Annotated in this window: 10 protein-coding genes, 6 pseudogenes and 1 riboswitch; of the genes and pseudogenes, 9 read left to right on the top strand and 7 right to left on the bottom strand. The window is 63.0% G+C overall.

Annotated elements, in window-relative coordinates; all coding sequences use genetic code 11:
• From AB0N17_RS43105 to AB0N17_RS43120, 4 genes and pseudogenes are all read left to right on the top strand, one after another.
• Positions 1 to 973 (top strand): amidase family protein (locus AB0N17_RS43105; RefSeq protein WP_366017167.1); only part of this gene is annotated, 973 nt, incomplete at its 5' end.
• A 136-nt stretch (positions 974 to 1,109) separates the two neighbouring features.
• On the top strand, positions 1,110 to 3,926 hold the full coding sequence (locus AB0N17_RS43110; protein WP_366017168.1) for an AAA family ATPase: 2,817 nt from the start codon (positions 1,110 to 1,112) through the stop codon (positions 3,924 to 3,926).
• A 65-nt stretch (positions 3,927 to 3,991) separates the two neighbouring features.
• A pseudogene (locus AB0N17_RS43115) lies at positions 3,992 to 4,346 on the top strand (zinc ribbon domain-containing protein); the annotation flags it as partial.
• 777 nt (positions 4,347 to 5,123) lie between these two features.
• Entirely contained in the window at positions 5,124 to 5,516 is a 393-nt protein-coding gene (locus AB0N17_RS43120) for an ATP-binding protein (protein WP_366017169.1), read from the top strand.
• Between the two features lie 41 nt (positions 5,517 to 5,557).
• On the opposite strand, the gene AB0N17_RS43125 is transcribed toward AB0N17_RS43120, so the two are convergent.
• Positions 5,558 to 7,699: a GAF domain-containing SpoIIE family protein phosphatase gene (locus AB0N17_RS43125; RefSeq protein WP_366017170.1), complete on the bottom strand. Its 2,142-nt coding sequence runs from the start codon at positions 7,697 to 7,699 to the stop codon at positions 5,558 to 5,560.
• 533 nt (positions 7,700 to 8,232) lie between these two features.
• Between AB0N17_RS43125 and AB0N17_RS43130 the strand changes: the two are divergent.
• Positions 8,233 to 9,029: pseudogene (locus AB0N17_RS43130) on the top strand (IS21 family transposase); the annotation flags it as partial.
• Positions 9,026 to 9,797, top strand: a pseudogene (gene istB, locus AB0N17_RS43135) (IS21-like element helper ATPase IstB). The pseudogenes AB0N17_RS43130 and istB, both read left to right, overlap by 4 nt.
• Positions 9,798 to 9,856: 59 nt before the next feature.
• On the opposite strand, the pseudogene AB0N17_RS43140 reads toward istB, so the two are convergent.
• Positions 9,857 to 10,353 (bottom strand): annotated as a pseudogene (locus AB0N17_RS43140) (hypothetical protein); the annotation flags it as partial.
• A gap of 570 nt (positions 10,354 to 10,923) precedes the next feature.
• A riboswitch (cyclic di-AMP (ydaO/yuaA leader) is annotated at positions 10,924 to 11,081 on the top strand.
• 3 nt (positions 11,082 to 11,084) lie between these two features.
• Between AB0N17_RS43140 and AB0N17_RS43145 the strand changes: the two are divergent.
• Together AB0N17_RS43145 and AB0N17_RS43150 are read left to right on the top strand one after the other, a co-directional pair.
• Positions 11,085 to 11,849 (top strand): transglycosylase SLT domain-containing protein, encoded by a 765-nt coding sequence (locus AB0N17_RS43145; protein WP_366017171.1) that lies wholly within the window; start codon positions 11,085 to 11,087, stop codon positions 11,847 to 11,849.
• Positions 11,850 to 12,071: 222 nt separating this feature from the next.
• Positions 12,072 to 12,431, top strand: coding sequence for a WhiB family transcriptional regulator (locus tag AB0N17_RS43150; RefSeq protein WP_366017172.1), 360 nt, complete (start codon positions 12,072 to 12,074; stop codon positions 12,429 to 12,431).
• 83 nt (positions 12,432 to 12,514) lie between these two features.
• Here the strand turns inward: AB0N17_RS43150 and AB0N17_RS43155 are convergent, their stop codons facing one another.
• Entirely contained in the window at positions 12,515 to 12,709 is a 195-nt protein-coding gene (locus AB0N17_RS43155) for a LuxR C-terminal-related transcriptional regulator (RefSeq protein WP_366017173.1), read from the bottom strand.
• Between AB0N17_RS43155 and AB0N17_RS43160 the strand changes: the two are divergent.
• Positions 12,710 to 13,359 (top strand): annotated as a pseudogene (locus AB0N17_RS43160) (transposase family protein); the annotation flags it as partial.
• Between the two features lie 476 nt (positions 13,360 to 13,835).
• Here AB0N17_RS43160 and AB0N17_RS43165 read toward each other — a convergent pair.
• The 4 genes and pseudogenes from AB0N17_RS43165 to AB0N17_RS43180 all read right to left on the bottom strand — a co-directional run.
• A complete protein-coding gene (locus AB0N17_RS43165) occupies positions 13,836 to 14,588 on the bottom strand; it encodes a hypothetical protein (RefSeq protein ID WP_366017174.1) in 753 nt (250 codons plus the stop codon).
• A 655-nt stretch (positions 14,589 to 15,243) separates the two neighbouring features.
• Positions 15,244 to 16,119 (bottom strand): alpha/beta fold hydrolase, encoded by an 876-nt coding sequence (locus AB0N17_RS43170; protein WP_366017175.1) that lies wholly within the window; start codon positions 16,117 to 16,119, stop codon positions 15,244 to 15,246.
• Between the two features lie 236 nt (positions 16,120 to 16,355).
• A complete protein-coding gene (locus AB0N17_RS43175; protein ID WP_366017176.1) occupies positions 16,356 to 16,559 on the bottom strand; it encodes a hypothetical protein in 204 nt (67 codons plus the stop codon).
• Between the two features lie 422 nt (positions 16,560 to 16,981).
• A pseudogene (locus AB0N17_RS43180) lies at positions 16,982 to 17,152 on the bottom strand (IS630 family transposase); the annotation flags it as partial.
• Positions 17,153 to 17,248 lie beyond the last annotated feature (96 nt).

Below are 17,248 nucleotides of genomic sequence, written 5' to 3' on the forward strand. Positions count from 1 at the left end.
CATGTCAGGACCCGACGGGCACGATTCCGGAAGCCGCACATGGCCCGACTTCGTGCGGCTCGCCGCCTCCACACCACCTCGCCTGGCCGTTCCCCGCGTCGCCGACCTCGCCCCTTTGTCCCTTTCGGGGCGCCAGGCCTTCACCAGAACTGTGGAGCGATTCGCCGCAGCGGGAGTGCAGACTGCGGAGATCGACATCAGTCCGCTTCTGGAGGCAGCAAAGCTTCTGTACGACGGCGCACTCGTCGCCGAAAGATATGCTGCCGTCGGGCCGTTCATAGCCCGCCACCGGCAAGACGTCGACCCATCCGTGGCCACCATCATCCTAAAAGCCGCCCATATTGCCGCGTATCAGCTGGTGATCCACCAGGCCGTGGTGGAAGAGAACAAGGTGGTCGCCGCATCCGTCCTCAAGGGGTTCGACGCCCTACTGTTGCCCACCGCTCCGGAACTCCCGGACATAGCAGCCGTCCAGGGTGATCCGCTGGGCGTCAATCGCCACGTAGGAACATATACGAACTTTGTCAATGTTCTGGACATGGCGGCTATCGCCATCCCTGCCGAAGAGCTCGAGGAAGGCCCCTTCGGCGTCAGCATCGTCACCCAGGCGTTCGGCGACCAGGTCGCCCTCGACCTCGCGGCCCTCCTGCTCGAAGAGCCGGCTCCACCCCCCAATGTCGACAGCGCCCGATACCTCCTGCTGCCGCCAGCCCCGAATGACCCACAACTCAGGCAGCAACTGGCCGCGCAAGGGGCCAGAGCACTGGGCGAACACCGCACAGCCCCCGCTGTTTCCGCTGGCGCGCCCAGGCAGCCCCGGGGGAACATAGAAACACCCGAAATCGCAGAGTTGTGGACGATCTCGCTCGGCGGCTTGTCACGGCTTCTTGCCGACCGGCCCACCCCCATCGCCCTGTTCCAAGTCTTGCTGGACAACGGCTCTACAGCACTGCAGCTCAAGACCCAGTCCTAAGCAATATTTATTATTACCTTAGACATAGAACAACGAAGTTCCGAACCTGTCCGCTGCCATGAGGTGTTTACCGGCGCATGAGCGCTTCCGTCCTGCATCAGCTACTTTGGGACTACGACGACTGGACGGGTGAGCTATGGATGATCAATTTTCCTCCATACAGCCGCAGAACCACGAAGCCAGTAGCGGACAGGCTTTTGTCGGACGCCAGCAAGAGTTGAAGCAACTCGCCCTCGCAGCCAAAGAGGTCGAGGAGGGAACTCCGTGGCTGGTCTGGGTACAGGGCGAGGCAGGCATCGGAAAATCAACCCTGCTTCGACATTGGCTGGCATCTCTTCAAAATTTCACTGCTTTGACCGCCCGGGGCGACTCCAGCGAAAGCGAATTCCCTTTCGACATAATTGCGGGCCTACTCCGCCATGTCGACCGCAAGCAGCTCAAGCGGTTCCCCTTGCTCTACGAGGGACTGTCCGCCGAACCAGCGACCTACGCAGTAGGTGCAGAACTCCTCCTGCTGCTGGGCGAACTCCAGGAAAACGGTCCGATCGTTCTGGTGATCGATGATGTCCAGTGGGTGGACTCTCCATCCATTCGCACACTTAATTTTCTGGCACGACGACTGGCCGCCGATCGAATCATGCTGGTCTTCATCTCACGGAATGGAAAGGATTCGGCGTCGGCTCCGACTCGCCGATTGACCGAAGACGTCGATAAAACTCTCGAAATATCGCTGAAGGGGCTTTCCCGGGACGAGATCGGCGTTATGGCGAAATCGTTCGGCACGGACAGCTTGCAAGGCGACGCCCTGAACCACCTGTACACATACACACACGGTCACCCACTGTATGCCCGTTCGCTGCTGACCGAACTTGCCGGTGACGTGGAACAGGCACGGCTGAGAGTTCCTCCATCGCTGGCCGCTGTAACACGCGATCTGCTGGCCCACCTACCTGAAGACAGTCAGCATCTCATCGAGTCCCTCGCGATCCTGGATACCCGCATCCCATTGATCCGCGCCGCGCAGGTGGCAGAGGTGCAGGACGCCGGCACAGCACTGGAACCAGCCTTGACCAAAGGGCTGGTCGAGTGGTGGCCGATGGAAGCCAGCTGCCCCGTCGCCATCACTCACGCGCTGCAGCGCGACGCCATCTACGCAGCTATAGTGCCCTCTCGGAGGCGGAAGCTGCACCTGGCCGCAGCAACGGTCGTAGACACCAATGCTGCCTGGGCACATCGCGTGGCAGCAGCCAACAGTATCGATCCGGAACTGGCCGAAGCACTGCAAGAGCAAGCAACAGCCGAGGCCGGACGAAGCGAATGGCTGCTGGCGGCCACACATCTTTTGTGGGCAGCCCAGTTGTCCGATGACCGAGCGTCGTATGAGGCGCGGCTGCTAACTGCATGCCTCTACTCACTCTCCACCCTCAGTACAACGTGGGCCGCGCGACGCCAGGACGAAATTGAGGCCTGCGGCAAAAGCAGACTACGCGACTGCGTACTAGGTATCATGGCCGTTATTCAGGGTAACACTCCTCTGGCCGAGCAACTGCTCATACCTTGCAGTCTCCCATTGACCGATGAGACAGCAACGGGAACCAGAACTGAACTCGATTGGATCGCAGCCTATGCTGCAGCTTTTCTCTCCTACGCATACGTACTGCAAAACCGGGGAAAAGACTGCATTGAAGCCGCCGGGCGCGCTCTCGCATCCAATCAGCTCAGCCCTAGCATGGCAGATTCCATCCACTACATCCTGGCGTGCGGTCATGCCCTCACCGAGGGTCCGAGGACGTGCTTGAGACATCTGAGTTTCCTGCCGAAAGCCAGTCGTGATGTCCCACTCGGTAGCACCGAAGTATTGACGTACCGCGGAATGGCAAATGCCATGGCGGGCGAACTCGCGCAGGCGGAGGAAGACCTGTCCATCGTCATTTCCCGTGGCAAGGCGGGCGCCAAGCTGCGGTGGGGTATGTGGGCTTACTACATCCTGCCCATCGTTATGTATATGCGCGGCTCATGGGATGACGCAGCCATCATCGCCCAACGAGGCCTCTCCATCGCCACGGCTTCCTCGCTGGAGAGAGAAATGGAAGTCGCCGGCAGCCACGCTGCGGCTTGTTACGTTCCCGCTGGACGAGGCGACTGGGCGGCAGCTGCCATTCACCTCGAAGCAGCGCAGCGCAAGACACGCGAAAACGGCACGGCACTGGACGTCCTTTACACAGGTCTGGCTGAGGCCTTCATGGCTCAGGCCAGCGATGACACCTCTCAGATGTTGACTGCTCTGGAGCCTTTGTGGCACACAGCAGACGACCAGGAGAGGCGAGGTTACGCACGCTGGTTCCGCTGGTGGGGCCCGCTCCTCGCCGAGGCGCTCATCAAGACCAATCGATTGGACGACGCTGGTGACGTGCTGGCAGAACTGAACGGGCTTGGTGAAACGGCCCCCTGCTTCCTGCTGTCCTCGCTGCACGCGCAGGGGCTGCTCGCCGAGAGCAACGGAGACCTGGACCACGCCATCGCTTTGTACCAGCAGGGTACAAGCATCCCCGCGACTGCCGATGATGCCCCCTTGCACCGGGCGCTTCTCCAGCAGGCCTTGGGATGTGCACTACGCTCCGGCGGCAGACGCAAAGAGGCGGTCGAATGGCTGCAGCTGGCTCTGAAGGGTTTCACAGCCCTCCGCGCCGCCCCCTACGCAGACCGCTGCCAGGCCGCACTGGGGTTCAGCCCCCCCAGTACCAATGTACCCAACAGGGACAAAATGCTTGACCTCAGCGAGCGAGAACGCGATATTGCTGTGCTGGTGGGCCGGGGCATGACCAATAATGAAATCGCAAGTGTGCTCATTATCAGCCCCAAGACGGTGGAATACCATCTCGGCAACATCTACGCACGCTTCGGTCTCGCGGGACGGCGCGCCCTGAGAAGCCAAATCGCTCACTCTTTCTAGCCAGTGCCGCATCACACAACGTTCGCCCCGTCGCGATGTGTGGTGACCAAGGCTGAACACACCTCGGTGCCGGGATCTCCCTGGAAGAACTCACGGGAATCCGGCAGAGGGTACGGCTTCGCAAGCCCCAACGGGTCACGCTCCGCTCCCGGGGCCTTCGCCCAGCTCGCAGACTTCATCGTCTACAAGGCCAGGCGGGCAGCCGTGGCCCCTGGGCTTCATTGATCCCGCGTACACGTCGCAGACGTGCGCCGAGTGCGGCCACGTCGACAAGCGCAACGTGTCGGCCAGGGGCTGTTCATCTGCCCAAGATGCTGCGTCGTTGTCCACGCCGACCGGAACGCTTCCCACAACATCGCCCAACGCGGCGAGACCGTGTGGAACACGGGACGTGAGTCACGCGTCCCCGCCACCCCATAAGGGTGTCCGGACGGAGGAGCCAACCCAGCAGCCATTAGGACGCCACCTCCAAACCCGGCCCCTCAGGGCCGGATCAAGTTGACACCTGGAAGACCTTCGCGAGACCCGGACTCCGCGGCCGCCCGTGTCGAGCACCCCTGTCTTCTGCCTGGACCACTTCGGTCCGCTCAACCTCCAGCCCCATCCCCACAGCCCCATCCCCGGCCGGCACTGGGCTGAATGCGGCTGAATGCGGCGGCAGACACAAGGGCCCCGACCTTGCGGTCCCCGACCCCGACTTCGGGCCACCCACACGCGCCCACACGGGATCCGGCACCTGTTCGCCACCTATGACCTGGCCCAAAACCAGCTCTTCAGGCACGTCAAGAAGACCAAGAACAGGTCGAAGTTCCTGGACCACCCCATCACTCTCTGCGCGACCCCACACGGCATCACTTTCAGGCAGTGTCGGAAGGCCGCTCGCTGGCGCTGACCGACCTCGGTACGGACCGGGAGCCGTCGGGCCGTCATTCTGTTTTACAGAGCCGTCCTGGTAACTATCAGTCACTTCCGATCAATAACTGGCAATTTTGATCCATCCTGAGACGGTTACCGAAGCAGCCCGTACTGCACAGTGCCCGCGCCATGGCAGCGACGCCCGTCACTGCACAGGCTTCACCTCGGCGTGGACATGCCTGGCGGACACACGCAAGCGGACACCTGACATTGCCGCGAAAAGGACTCAATAACATCGTGGAACCATGCATAACGCCCAACCCGATGTACAGGCGATACGCGATGAACCTTCCGGGAAACAGCCGTGCCATCACCCAGGCCCGGACAATTGCTCGCTACGGCCTCACCGTCATCGGCTGGGAGGGAGACGTTCATGCAGCCACCGAAGTATTGTCGCAGCTCGTGAAGAACGCCGTTCAGCACGGAGTGGCCCCTGATAACTCCGCGGGCGAGATCGGCGTCTCCCTCGCTATCAATGAGATTGAGCAGCTCATCATCGACGTCACCGATCCCAGCCCGTTTTTCCCTGGCTTCGCATCGGCTCTGCGGGGCGCGCAAGGGCGAGGGCTCCGGATAATTCAGAGACGACAGGCGGAGATCACGTGGTTCGCACCACCGAGCCTGGCCTGTAAGACAGTCCGCGCCACGATGACAGCCGGGACAGTGGACAGGTGAAGGCCCGAGCAATGCCTCGCCATGAAGCCTCGGGCCGCATTCTAATGCTGTTTCAGCAGGAGCAAGGCGCAGTCGTCAGTGTTCCGAGCCTGCTCCAGACAGACTGCGCTGATGCGATCCACACTGGTAACGCCGCTGTCGCCACAGGCAGACCGGTGGAAGGCCATGCGTAGTAGTCGCTGTGCTTGGTTCGGATTTATATCCCGACGGTCGGTGAGCCCGTCGGTGTACAGAAGAAGTTGTGCATCTTTATCCAAGGAATACTGGACGGTTTCATACTGGGAGTCGCTGAAGATACCCAAGGGCAGCCCTGGGCGACCAGGCAGATCGTGCACTTTTCCCCTGGTGTACAACAACGGAGCTGGGTGGCCCGCATTGGCCGAGGCTATCTCAAGGGTGGCAGGATCCAGAAGCACCAGGTAACAGGTGGCAGTTCGGGCGTGATCCGAATCACCTTCGTTGTCTTCGGTGAGCAACTGATTAGTATGCCGCAGGAGGTCAGCCGGGTCTTCCGTAATGGCAGCATAGGCACGTATCGCGGTTCGGAGTTTACCCATTTGCGATGCCGCCTGGGTGTCGTGGCCTTCCACGTCACCAATTACCAGTAGGAGGCGACCGCTCATGGTTCTCAGGGCGTCGTACCAGTCCCCGCCGGCATAGGCACCAGTTACGGCAGGCAAATACGAGGCGCTCAGGTCGATGTTGGGGAGAGAGGGCAGGGCTGTGGGCAGCAAGGCCTGCTGCAGCTGGACCGCCCGAGTGTGCTCAGCATCGTAGGAGCGGCATCGGTCCAAGGCTCGGCCAAGCAGGCCAGCGGTTGCCACAAGGAGGGCTTGGTCACGAGGTCCGAAGAGGCGAAGCCTGTCGAAGGACAGCATGCACGCCGCGGCTGGGGAACCGGGCTGTCCGACGGGGATCGGCAGGGCTGCCCAGGCCTGCCGATCCAGGCGATAGGCGAATCGGGCATAGTGTGGATAGGCTGCGATGAGATCCTCGTGGGACTCGATGAACACCGCCCTCTGTTCACGTAGCGCATCCATCAGCGGCGCACTGATGGACAGCGGCATCTGATTGAGCGAAGAAGCAGTTTGTGCGCTTTGCCCATAGCTAGTGAGCAGGTTTATCCGTCCGTTGACGACTTCGGCCAGAACGATGGCATCCGCGCCGAACACGGCAAGCACGTCGCAGGCCGCAGCAGCCAATTGGTCTGTAGTGCTTGCCTCGGCGCAAGCCGAGGCAAGCACCAACATTTGTTCAGCGCGTTGCAATTTTCGAAGAATGCGATGTTGATCAGTCGGGACGAGAGATCTTTCGTCGGCCACCTCGGCGACATGCCCGACGAGTACAGCACCCTGAGGATTTGAGGCGTCACGCGAGAAGCGCGCCTGCAGATGACGGATTCCTCCCGGCCCGGCAATGCGATAGGTAGACTTAAAAGGACCCGGAAGGCCCAGAAAGCTCCCCACCGCACGAGCAGCCTGAGCCTTCTGCACAGACGGCATTCTGTCGAATATAGTCTCCATCGGGTAACTACCTGCTGCGGACAGGCCGTGCAGCTGAGCAAAAATAGCATCCCCAGTAATAATGCCGGTTTCCAGATCCCAGGAAAATTCACCCATTTTAACCTTGCGAAACCGACAGGACGTCACATCCGAAAAGTCCGGGCGGGGCATGTCGGCCAGAAGATCCGACACGTCAGCGGCTGCACTTGCCAAGAACTCTTGTTCCACGGAACTGAATGGTGGAAATCCTGGCCTTATGGCGATCAGAGCCCCTTTCTTCTGCGGCAAGGGGAATACAGCTGCAGCCGCAGATCCGGTCACCGAGGGCATGGGATAAGGACGCTCCCTGCCGCTGCCAGCCCAGGCTTTCCCCAAAGTGATCGCACAGCACACCGGCCAGTCGCCGGCAGACTCAAGCAGCCGTTCAGAAGGAACCCAGTTGGGATCGAGATTATTGCTTGAAAAGGATTTCAGTCGTGCACCGTCCTCCTCAAGGAGCATGAGTGAGCAGCCAACCCTGCCCATCCAGCTAAAGGTCCTGGCCAGCATGTCCGAAAGCCCGCCCAGACTACCGACCGCTTCCAGGCTGCTGGCAACAAGATCCGGACCTGCTACAGGAACCGCAGCAATCGGCAACGAATATGGAAGTGAACCTGCTTCTCCCTGATACGAGCTGCACATCCCAGCGCCCTTGACTAACCAAGCACGTGACTTTATGAAGAAACTCCGTTCCATGTTTGAGGAACTGACGCGCAATCCGTCCCGTCATCTCCCCCGTGACCTGTAGTTCTAGCTCAGCAACCGACGCCACCCTCACCTACCCCAGGAGCCTTGCATCCGCAACCAGACGAGGGTCTTCATCGGTAAATTCCGAACACAGCCCCTTCTTGTTGCAGAGACGGCAACGGACGTGGCTCCTAGCGCCTTCCGCACCTACCGTCAATCACATCGCGCGCTGTGATGCATTAGGGCCGCACGAACACCTCATTGACGCTCCCCCCTGCTGTGAGGTGTTCCGCATCGCAGCGCGCGGTACTCATGCCGTTGCCCCAACTGCCGGTTGCCTGCGGGCCACTGTGGTCTTGACGTACTGGCGGAACTCGAGCACGAGGCAACTGGCCTTCGTCGATCGGGCTCGGCATCCACGCCACCCGCCCTCACCGAGCCACGCCAACCGGAGGCGAAGGGCCCACAGCAGCAACAAACGGTTGCACCGGACCAAGGCGGTCGTGCGTCGGCATGTCGCTCCGCGTGAGGCGGTCCCGCTGCATCCGGAGGTGGTCGCTTTCGTGGGGCACTACGACTTCGACATCGATGTGCTGGCCGCCTACCGGCCCCAGGGCAAAGGCGGGTCGAGCGGCAAGTCGGCATCGTCCGTGATCACGTGCTGGCAGGCCGGGCCTTCTCCTCCGTCGAAGAGATGAACGCCGCCTTCGCGGCTTGGTTGCCGCTGCGGCGGGCGAAGGTCCACGGCACCCACGGCGAAGTCATCGGTCACCGGGCCGTGCGCGACCACACGGCCATGCGTCCGTTGCCGAAGGTCCCCTACCTGGTCGCCCAGCGGCATCTGCGGCACGTCGGCAAGGACTGCTTGGTCCCCTTCGACGCGAACCTCTATTCGGTGCCCGCCCGCAAGGTCCGTCCGCGCCAGCTGGTAGAAGTCCGGGCCACGAAGTCCCAGGTCGCCCTGCACTCCACTGTCCCCCACGCCACTTGCCGGACGTTGCTGGCCGTCCACTCGCGGGCGGTCGGCCGCGGAGCTCGCGTCGTGGACGAGACGCATTGGGACGGCCTGCCCACCGGCGCCGGCCGCCGCGTCACCGCCGGCGACACTCTGCCTTCGCCCCGCCGCAGCCAGCCGCTCGGGTCGGAGACCGGACCGCTGCAGGCTCTGCTGAACCGGTCCGCAGCCGCAAGCGTCGGGGTCGGCCGCCGTCCGCTGTCGGTCTATGACGAGCTGACCGGCAGCCGGCCCTTCACCACACCCGCCCCGGCGAAGGACGCCCGTTGAGCGAGCTGACCAGCACCCGCATCCGCGCCACCGCCGTCAAGCTCGGCCTGCCGCACCTGGCAGAGGCCCTGAACCAGTACATCCAGCGGGCCGACGAGGCAAAGAATGGGCTACCACGACCTGCTCGACTTGGTGCTGGCCGAGGAACTCGCGGTCCGCGACGACCGGCGCTTCCGCAATGGTCTGCGGCTGTCGAAGCTGCCCCATCACAAGAGGCTGGAGGATTACGACTTCTCCTTCCAGCCCGAACTCGATCCGCGCAAGGTCAAGGACCTGGCCACCCTCTCCTTCGTCGAGGACAAGGCCAACGTCGCCCTGCTGGGGCCGCCCGGGGTCGGCAAGACGCACATCGGCGTCGCCCTCGCGGTCGCGGCCTGCCGGGCCGGCTACTCGCTCTACTTCACCAGCCTCGACGACATGGTCCGCCACCTCAAGGCCGCCGAGGACCAAGGCCGGCTGATCAGCAAGCTCACCAGCTGCCTCCGCCCGAGCGTTCTCGTGGTCGACGAGGTGGGCTACCAGCCGCTTGAGCGGGCCGAGGCGAACCTGGTCTTCCAGGTCATCTCCAAGCGCTACGAAAAGGGCTCGATCATCCTGACCTCGAACAAGACTTTCGGCGAATGGGACCAGGTCTTCGGCGACGAGGTCCTGGCCACCGCGATCCTCGACCGCCTCCTGCACCACTGCGAGGTCGTCTCGATCAACGGCAACAGCTATCGCCTCAAGAACCGCCTTCAGGCCATCGAACGGGACACCGAGGTGGCCTGAGCAGTGGTGCACACAACTTCTTGCTCGGTGGTGCACTTCCTCAGACGAGTACGCGGACACTGGGCTTCCAGCGCCCGGCGCTGTTCGTGGACGGCGGCCAGGGACGGGATCACGGTGTTGAGGGTGCCGGGGCCCGGAACGACGACGGTCTGTTCGTCGAGTGCGTCGAAGACATCGTCGATGAGCCGGGCAGCCATGCGGGGCATTGGGCCGGACGACTTCGACGAGTCTGCTGTGGCCGGCTTTCCGCAGGTCGGCCGGGAGCCGTAGCGTTTCCGCAGCCACTTGACGGCCGGGTGGCCCAGGCGCGGTCCGAGGACGCGTTCCAGCGAGGGGGGAACTGGGTGAGCGGGCCGCGTATCCGGTTGGAGGTGCGGGTGGATTGGGCTGCGAGGTCCTGGTCGAAGGCCACCAGGACGGTCAGCTCGGCGGTGATGTCGTCGGTCAGCTCCAGCGAGCGCAGGCCGCCGTCCGCTGTCGGTCTATGACGAGCTCACCGGCATCCGGCCCTTCGCCTCACCCGCCCCGACCGAGGACGCCCGTTGAGTGAGCTGGGATCTCTCACCCACATCGCCGTCGTATCGCCCGGATTGCTCGCCCGCGCGATCTGCGCGGTCAGAGAGGGGGCTTGCTTACCGGCAGGGGGACAGAGCGACAACGGACACCTCGACAACTGCGTCGATCTTCGAAACAGCTCCGAGCATGCCCGCTGATCACGTGGCGCACCGGGAAACTCCAAGATCCCTAACAGAGTCAAGCTAGGGAGTGGCTGCCGTATCGAGGACATCATTTTCGTCACTAGCACATTTATATAGGCATGACGAGCACTAACATCATCAATAGTACGTTTTGATACTAGTTGCTAACTCTTCCCGTAAAGGCGGCTAACATCTTCACGCGGTGTGGCCTGCATCACGCATGAATGGTGACCAGTCGAATCCACGTGCCAGATCCGGGTCAGCAGCGGGGAGTTGGGGGTTCATGGAGCCCTGGGGACGCCTGTGCCGCACGCTCTCCGTACCGGGCACGAGCCTCCTGGATGAATTCGAGGGCTTGTCTCCCGTGCAAGGTTCGCCTACGGTGCCCGTCACTCCGAGTTGACGTCGAATCCCGCTGCAGCTCGGAAATCCGAAATTCGCTAATTCACGAACAGTGGGAGCGGGGAACCCAAACTTGCCGCACGCCCGAAAACGGGCCGGCTTGGGGTGAAGCCGCCTTCAAAAGCGGCCGGACAGCTCCAGTCCGAACCCGACAGCTAACCTCGCAGACGGCAGGAGAGGCCTTGCCATGCCCAGACAAGGAAAACATCGTCGCCAGAAGGACACCCAGACGGGGCGTCACTTGACGATTGCAGGGATCGGCGGCAGCGCAATCGCCCTGCCGCTGGTGTGCGCGACCACGGCCGATTCAATTCCGCAACTTGCTCCAACCACCGAACACACCAGCACACTCGACACCCACGCTTCTTCCGCTGCTACTCATCACAAACCCGTGACGTATACGGTCGCTCCCGGAGATTCGCTATCGACGATAGCTGCAAAATTCTCCTTGCCTGGCGGCTGGCAGAAGCTCTATCGGGATAATCGGACCAGTATCGGCGATAATCCATCAGCTATTCGCACCGGCATGAAGCTTCTAGTGAACGGTGGGTCCAGGTCGACCGCCTCTCCACACCACCCTGGCAGTAAAGTCCAGCATTCCTCGGCTCCTAGGACACGGAACAAGACCTACCCGAACAATCTTGACGGCTGGATCCGTGAATCACTCGCGGTCATGTCAAAGCATGGAATTCCTGGCTCATATCAGGGAATTTATCGCAACGTCATGCGCGAGTCTTCCGGAAATCCGCAGGCTGTTAACAACTGGGACTCAAATGCGGCCGCAGGCACGCCATCCAAGGGACTTCTTCAGATTATCGCGCCAACGTTTGCGGCATATCATGTTCCAGGGACTTCAATGAACCCCTTTGATCCAGTTGCCAACATCACGGCAGCCTGCCATTACGCAGCTGCGCGTTACGGTTCCATTGACAACGTCCACGGCGCCTACTGAAATTCAGAGAAGCCGACGCTAGCCACGTCTACCTGCCCCTGGCGTGCGGCGATGATGCCGCGCCGGCCGACATCCCTAAAGCGGAGGCGAACACATGCTACGCGAGGCATCGCCGCGCCCGGGGCAACTGACAGAGCCCGCTGAGCAACAGGGAGCCAGTAAGCACCTCGATAGCCCATCAAGGCCAACTCGCAACGTTTACTCATGATGGGATAAATTGTAGTGACATCGGTTACTCATTGGAGCACGCAGGGGCGGTGTCGAACCACGCCACCGGACGATCTCTTCGTCACTGGCGCCGCGCAGAACCGTGCCAAAGCGGTGTGTACCAGCTGCCCTGTACGAACCGAATGTCTTGCTTTCGCGCTGGATCATCGGATTGAGTATGGAGTCTGGGGCGGAATGACTGAACGCGAGCGGCGGGCTCTATTGCGCCGCCGTCCAACGGTCGTTTCATGGCGTCGCCTTCTGGAGACAGCGCGTGTGCAGTACCAGCAGCAAACCAGTGATGCAGGGGGCAAGCAGATCCCACCACTCGCAGCACAGACCAGCCGAGCGACGGTGGGAGTAATCATCGAATAAGGCCTGAGCATGTTAACTGGGACCAGGTCAGTGCGTGCAGTTGGCCGGTCTCACGAGGTGACTGAGAATGACGCATGACGCCCCTAGTCCCGGAATTGGCGGCGACTACTAAAACCATATCTGGAATAAATATGACCACGATGGTATTCAACAGTTTTCGAGCTGATGAAGAGCTCGACACCAATCTCTTCATGCTCCTCAGTTGGGTCGACAGATGAGTGAAGCCCCGGGTAGACGGGTTCACGACCAAGACCACCCGGTACCACCAGAGGCTTCACGTGCTTGTCTGTCCGCGCGGGCTGGACGTGTCCAGCCGATCTCCCTGTCCTTCCTCGCCGCTCGCCTGCGCGAACACCGTTGTCGGACCGGAAGCTCCCGGCCGGCCGTCGGGCCCTGCTGGTGTTGGCGCATCTGCGGAACGGAACCACCTATGCCCAGCTCGCGGCAAGCTTCCAGGCCAGGGACGAGCACGGCCTACCGCTACATCAGCGAGGCCGACGACCTGCTGGCGGCACTCGCACCGAACCTCGGCGAGGCCGTCCGGACCGCTTCGACAAAGGCATACGTCCTTCTCGACGGAACGCTCCTGCCGATCGACCGGATCGCCGCCGACCAGCCCTTCTACTCTGTCAAGCACAAGAAGCACGGCATGAACGGCAGGTCGTCGCCGATCCCTCGGCCGGCCGCCGTGGGCCTCTCCGGCACCGTCAGGGGCCGTTCACGACGTCCGCGCGACCCGCGAACACGGCACCATCAACGCCCTCGACCAGGCACAAAGCTCTTGCCGGGCGGACAAGGCCTCCAGGGAGGTCCCGGACCAAAATCCGCGCCCTCCTCGAACAAACCATGGCCGCCCCCAAGAACCGGCGCCTCCTCCGCAAACTCCGCTGCTCGACCACCCCGCATCACGGGCCTCATCCAGGCCGTCCACCCTGCATCACGCCAGCTCAACCCCAGGATGAAAAGGCCTCAGTTAATCGAAATAACAAAAAAGCCCCACCTTTCCCCTAATCCAATGAATGTGCTCGCGCCAGCGGGGCGAGACCTCGCCGCCGGTGGCGATCGCATGGCAGGGAAGACAAGGAGCATCCGGATCTTCGCCTCGCCCGTCGATGCAGCACCCCAGCTGTACCTGGACGCGCGGCGGCTCCCCGGCTCCTTGCAGTCTGATCAACCGGCATGGCCGCACGGGCCGGGCCGCCGTACGGTGCGGTTGCACTGCCCGTGTGCCGCGATGTGGTGAGGTGACCCCTGCAGTCTCAACGAGGCTCCCGCCCGTAATCGGGGCATCGTGGCACACGGGCTTCTTCCCGAGGACGAACAACTGCCCATCAAGCCGGCAGCCAGCTCGTCACCGCGCTGTACACGGCCGCGGCACCGTAATGCGGCGTGACCGGCAGGTCGTCAACGGTTGCGGATGGTGAAGGGCAACTGCTGGAAGAAGATATCCGTGTTGCCGGTAGCCACCACAACCCCTGCTTGAGCAGTGCTCACCGCGGCGGAGCTGTTGACTGCGAACCTGAGCCGGTAGACGGCCGTAGCGCCCGGCCGCAGGGGTGAATCGGCGACAGGGAACAGCCGGGATCCCATGCCGGGATCGCAACTACCAGCCTTGAGCGCGATCCGCTCCCAACCGCGGCCGTGGACGTACTGCTGGAGTGTGAGGTCTTTGGGCTTGAGGACGCGGTGGCCGTTCTCGCCGTCAGCGATGAACGACGCGTACAGCGACGGGTAAGCCCGGCCGGTGGTGTTACGGACGGTCAGCGTGAGTTCCTTCGCTTTCCCGCCGCGTACCAGAGCTGCGTTGTGGGGCCAAGGCCCGACCGCGCTCGTCGGGCGATCGGCCACCGTGCTCTGGGGCACAGCCCGATAGGTATGGCCGTGGCGGTCGTCGACGGTGGCGGTGACGGTCAGGTGGCCCGGGCGGTCGAGGTCCTTGATGCGCAGGGGCACCGACACCGGGTGCCCGGAGCTGGCACCACCGCCGGAGAGGGGGAACGTTCGGTCGGCGCCACTACCGGGATCCGCCGAGTCGGCATCGATCCAGCGGCGCAAGGAAGTGTCGTAGCGCTGCACACCGAGTGAGGCAGGATCAAAGCCGCTGGTGGCGATGTGCAAGGTGACCGTGCCCTGGGCGATGGGGGTCCGCAGGGTCACACGTCCCTCTGACCACAGCCCGACGGGTGCCTCGCGAGCAAGCGCCAAGGAAACATCTGCCTGTCGGCGCGCAGGGGTTTGGATACTGCTTTCGGCTGCTTCCCGGTCCGGTGCGTTCCAGGCATCGCCGCGAGCCATGGCGGAAACATCCGTTACCCGGGACCGGCCGGCTCCTGGCCCGCAGCTGGGTGCTGCGGCGGCCTGGCCCGTTTCGGCCCCGATGGCGGTTGCGGCCAGTCCCACGGCAGTAAGTGCCACTACCGAGAGGGGGACTGAGCGCTGGCTGGTCCTGGACCGGCCAGGTGTGTGGAGAGCCATCCGTACTCCTTTCGTCACGCGTGCGCACACAGCACGCGTTCTTTTGAGTACCGAGAGGTGCCCACATCGAGCTAGGTTCCTGATGCCGCAGGGAAACCTCTCACCACCGCTCCTATCAGGCCACTGTTGAACATGTCGAGTACTCCCCTCCTGCGGTCAGCGAGCGAGACTGATGCGTCCGGGAGGCTCTACAGGCAGTGGTCCGGTGGCCGGGCCGATATCCAGTTTCTGACTGCTGCGTTGTCCTCGCCAGGCGGTCAGGACAGGCTCCGCAGACTCCCAGCACAAATAAATCTGCATATTTCTTGCTATATCGACTGAAAGGCTTTGCCGCTCGTCACCCTCCGACGTGTCCGAGCCTGAGCGGTGACCATTTCTCGGATCCGGTGGCGCGCAGAATCGTACGAGCGACCAGTTCGGGCGCGTCCCGCATCGGCCCGTGGCCGCAGCCGTGCAGCGGCACCAGGCGGGCATTCGGGATCATCGCACGGACCCGGCCCGCTTGCCGGGGCAGAAGCAGGCGGTCGCGGGTACCCCAGGCGACCGTCACCGGCACATCGCGGATGTCACCGGTGAACAGCACCGGTGCGCGACCCGCTCGCAGCGCCGCCTTGAATGCCGCCGACTCCCGCAACGTTCGTCGCACCGCTGCGTGCTGCGGGCACAGACCTGATCGGCCATACAGGGTGCTGGCCAACGCAGCGCGGGCACGCGGGTTGCGCACGAGTACCTCCAGCGCCTGCTGCGGCACCAGCCGCGCCCCTTGGCGGCCTGCGTTCATCACAGCGTAGGCATAGCGCCGCTCGACGCCGGTCCAGAAACCGGCCGGAGCGAGCGCGGTCACACTGCGGGCCAGCCCCGCCTGCCCCAGGCGTAGCGCGATCAGCCCACCCAGCGAGTGCCCCACGACGTGCGGCCGCTCCACGCCCAGTGCCGCGAACACCGAACCCAGCCAAGCTACGGTCATATCTAGGTCCTGGGGCGTGCCGGGGTTCAGGTCGGGAGACTCCCCGAAACCCGGCAGGTCCATCGCGATGATCTCCCGATCTTCGGTCAGCAGCGGGACGACCGGCTCCCACACCAGCCGGTGAGAGCCCAGCCCGTGCAGCAGGACTACCGATTCCCCGGTCCCCTTACGCTCGTACGCCACCGTCACGGGCCCCAGATCCGTGGTGCGGCTCTGAATGAACAGAGTTGTGCGCGGCTCGGCCACGACGTGTTCCCGCCCGTCGGCACACCCCGTTGCCCACGGCCATCGCAGCAGCGGTCCGCCGGGCAAGAGGCCGCGCAGGTCGGCAACGGCCTGGCCAACACGACCGCCGCTTCGGCCGACTGCAGAAACGAGCGCAGATATCCAGGCCATCGCCCAACACCTCACACGCGCATGACTCACACCGGCACAAGAAGGAGTTCAGGTGTCTGTCATTACGCACACACCCGCTGCTGCGTTCAGGATTCAGTGGATGCCATGACGGCTTGGAGCGCCTTCATGCAAGAAAAACAGTGCTCGTCCGTCGATGGCGGCCCGTTGAGCCCTTCTCGCTTCTCCACCCCGCACAACGTCAGGCCATTGTCAGCCAGCACATGCCATACCGGTTCGCCCGAGGCGTCCGCACCACACCACATTTCATGCATGATCGCTTCCTCCCGCAACAGTGGAGGATATTCCACCCCAATACGGTTCAAAAAGATCGGTGCCTGGTGGCGGCCATGCGGGTGACACCGGCAGGGAGGGACGCGCAACCGCGACGGCATCGTTGAGCGGTCCACCGCACGGCACTTGAACCGGCATCAACGCCACGATGGCCACCGGCCTCCCAAGGAGCGTCCCGCCGTACGCCGTTCATACCGCCACACGCCACCGACCTGCTGTGCCGATCGGGCAGTCCGCCAACCTGCTCGACAAACGTGCGGCGGCGGGGCACGGCTGCGCCCCTCGTCAGTACGAGTATGGAGTTCACGGCGATCGAGACCAGCAGTGAGAGGGAGCTGGCCGGCCGGGCGATGTGCTGGTCGGGATGACGGACATCAAGCTGCGAGGCGGGACAGCCTGGTGATGAAGATGCGGACGGTACTTACTGACCTTCGAGGCGTGATGTCGTCGGGGTGAGACCGGTGCCGACCAGGCATCCGTCGATGAGGTCGGGTCGGTACTGGACCTGGCGAAGGCCCCTGCGGACGGCTCACATCAAGTGGGCGGGATCAGTGAACGCGGTGTTGCTCTGGCAGCGGCGTCGTAGCAGTGAATCGGCCGCCAGATCAGCCGGGAGCGTTCGCCTGGCTTGGCGCCGCCTACGAGGCCACCCACGAGTGCGATCTGCTGATCCTGCTCGGGACCGACT

It is taken from the genome of Streptomyces sp. NPDC051133 (assembly GCF_040682635.1).
In the GTDB taxonomy this organism is placed as follows: Bacteria; Actinomycetota; Actinomycetes; order Streptomycetales; family Streptomycetaceae; genus Streptomyces.

Coding starts and splice junctions, on each gene's coding strand:
- AB0N17_RS43120 (WP_366017169.1), top strand. CDS start 5,124: ATGAACCTTCCGGGAAACAGCCGTGCCATCACCCAGGCCCGGACAATT.
- AB0N17_RS43145 (WP_366017171.1), top strand. CDS start 11,085: ATGCCCAGACAAGGAAAACATCGTCGCCAGAAGGACACCCAGACGGGG.
- AB0N17_RS43110 (WP_366017168.1), top strand. CDS start 1,110: ATGGATGATCAATTTTCCTCCATACAGCCGCAGAACCACGAAGCCAGT.
- AB0N17_RS43125 (WP_366017170.1), bottom strand. CDS start 7,699: ATGTGCAGCTCGTATCAGGGAGAAGCAGGTTCACTTCCATATTCGTTG.